Source organism: Streptomyces sp. BE303 (assembly GCF_036290945.1).
In the GTDB taxonomy this organism is placed as follows: Bacteria; Actinomycetota; Actinomycetes; order Streptomycetales; family Streptomycetaceae; genus Kitasatospora.
This window is the reverse complement of record NZ_JAQYWZ010000635.1, coordinates 1-2856: the sequence shown is the minus strand read 5'-3', so window position 1 is coordinate 2856 and position 2856 is coordinate 1. Positions and strand designations below refer to the sequence as shown.

At 67.2% G+C, this 2856-nt stretch carries 1 protein-coding gene and 1 pseudogene; both read left to right on the top strand.

Annotated features, from left to right (window positions below; genetic code table 11):
- Window positions 1-234 (top strand): annotated as a pseudogene (locus tag PUR56_RS14455) (discoidin domain-containing protein); the annotation flags it as partial.
- Window positions 235-1663: 1429 nt separating this feature from the next.
- On the top strand, window positions 1664-2856 hold a 1193-nt coding region (locus tag PUR56_RS14450), incomplete at its 3' end, for a galactose-binding domain-containing protein (RefSeq protein ID WP_329949205.1).

Below are 2856 nucleotides of genomic sequence, written 5' to 3'. Positions count from 1 at the left end.
GATGGCTACCGCGACCGCAGCAACAACGCCTCGGTGTTCGTCTCGGCATCCGATATGACCGGGCGTAGCTACGCCGATCTTCGCGCCGATCCCACCGTGTGGCGGTACGACATCGCGGGCACCCCGCCCGCCGAGCTGACCGTCCCGGTCGGCGCCCAAGGCAGATACGTCCGCGTCCAACTCCCGGGCACCAACTACCTGTCGCTCGCCGAGGTCTCGGTCTACGCCTCCTAGAACTGACCACGGCGCACGCCCGGGTTCTCGCCTCGACGATCCTGTCGAGGCGAGAACCCGGGCGTGGGTCGCCACCCGTACACCGCGTCGAACGGGATCGAATCGCATCGACTCCTGACGGAACATCACCGGCATGATCGGACCCGCCAGCAGGGCCCACGGCATCTCCAGCCGGTCCCGGGCCGCGCGCCGTTCCTTCGGAGATGCCACCGGAGTGAGCGTGAGCAGGCTCTTGTTCACGACGCGCCGCACACCGTCCGCAGTGCGGCGTCGAACGCCGGGTCGTGGATGTCGACGTGCGCGTAGATCTCCTCCACCGACGCCCAGCCGGTGGCGCCCGCCTACGGCGGCGCGGGCCACAGAACCCTGCCCCGCTACCGCACCGACTCCGTCTCCTTGCGTGAACTCGCGACCGCGGACGGACACCGGGCGTTTCGGCAGGTCACCTGGCGCCGGGGCAGCCGCGGCGCGACGCGTTCGCGCTTCCGGGTCCTGCAGGTCAGACCCGCGGGGAAGATCTCCCGCACGCTCGCCGCAGACGACGCGGCCAGCAGCGTGGCGTGGGACGGTGTCCTGCCGCACTACCCGCGTAAGGGCGAGACCCCACCGGTTGACACCTCGATCGAGTCCCGGGCATCCGTGCGGCCGTAGCAGACGGCAAGGCAGGAGCCCCGCCTGCCGACAGACCAGCGGGCGACGCAGGACTCCAACTCCGCTGCGCACACCCGCTGGTCAGCATGTGGACAACCACCGCGAACACCGCCGCGCTGTCCATGTCCGCAGTTCGGCGTGGGGTGCTCGCCGCCAGGCCGTCGGGTCCTGCAGCCCCGCTGATCGGAAGAGAAAGCTTCTGTCCAACTTGTTGACATCTAAAGATCGCAGGGCTCCAATTACGTCCCACAGACACCACCAGGCGGCCATCGCATTCGCAAACGGGAGCCCGCTGGAGACGTCAGAGAGCGCCTCCGCGTCGAACTCCCCCGCGCACCAACAATCCGTCGCTGGCGGAGTTTCCGGTCTATCCCTCCGGGAACCGATTCTCGCCTGCTGGCTGGCCTCCTTGGTGATTCCGTCGAGGCCTACACCCGGAACAAGGGCCTCAAGGGTTGGCGACTCTGTCCGAGACCGATGTTGCGGGGTCCGGCAAACCGGCGTCCCCACCCGTCGGAGCTACCGCAGACGCGGCAAGGCGTGTTCGGCCGTGCAGGGCTCCGTCAATACCAACGCAGTAGCCCAACGAGAGCGAAACCGTCCACCGCCACCGGAAAGCCCGAGACATCAAGAAACCCTAGTCGATTTGAGGAGAACGATGCGCCCCAGAACCGCAGTCCGAACGGCCGCTCGCGCCGTCGCCACACAACTGAAATCACCCACTGCGCGAGCCACTGGGAGTACCACGGCAACGAAACACCGATACGGACCCAGGCTCGTGTCCCTGGCCCTGCTCGTTGTGATGATGCTGTTCTCCGGCCAGCCGGTTCCCGCCTCGGCCGACACCGCGGTCCCCGCCCGCTTCGACCTGGACACCGACGCTCCGGTGCTGATCGTGCTCGGCCAGAGCAACGCGGTCGGATACAACGCGCCAATCACTGACCCCGCCGACAAAGCCCAGTGCGGGGCCTTCGGCCACGTCAAGGGGTTGAATCGGCAAAACAATCGGCAGGTCGGGGCAGTGCAGGCGGTGTGGACGCCGTACACCTGCAGCGGTACCAACCTCGGCGAGGAGTGGAACAATGGCCTCGGCTACAGCGTCGCGACGGTGACCGCGCTACGCTGGGAGCGGGCCGTCAACGCCGGCGCCGCGCTTCCCGACCTGAACGTGATCCACGTGGCCTGGCCGAGCCAGGGCATGCAACAGACGGACGGGGCGTACAACCTTTGGTGGCCCGGCCGCAACCCAGCCCAAGTCGACAGCTTGCACCCGCTCGCTGCGAAGACGATCAGCAACGGCTTGCGAGCATTGCAGGAGGCCGGCAAGCGACCGCGCGTCATCGGCATGCACTGGAACCAGTGGGAGACCGAGGCGTGGATGAACACAACGATCAGCGCCAGCCATGTCGGGCAGGCATTCCTCAACGTTCTGGAGCCGCTTAGAGCGGCAGCCGGCAGCGCCGCCTACCCGATCTTCCTCTACCGTCCACGCACGACCAAATATGCTCCGACCCCGACGCAGCACGTTGTAGACGCGCTGGCGGATCTCACCAGCCGACCGGCCCCAAACCCCTACAAGCTGATCGACCCTGCCGCAGCCACCTCGGCCTCAGGTGCGCCGCTCTTCACCCCCTCAGCCGCGCCCACCTTTGGGATCTTCGCCAGTGACGGTGTGCACTACAACCGCGCTGTGCAGGAGTGGTTCGCTGACCGGCAGTGGAAGGCCGTCTTCAACCAGACCAACGTGGCATTGGGACGGCCGGCCACCCAGTCCTCCACCTGGGGCGGCGCTTCCGCGGCCCTAGCCGTGGACGGCAACACCAACGGCCGGTTCTTCTCCGGCTCCGTCACCCACACCAACTCGGACGCCAACGCCTGGTGGCAGACCGACCTCGGTGGTGTCACCCCGATCAACAACATCAAGATCAACTCGCGCACCGATGGCTACCGCGACCGCAGCAACAACGCCTC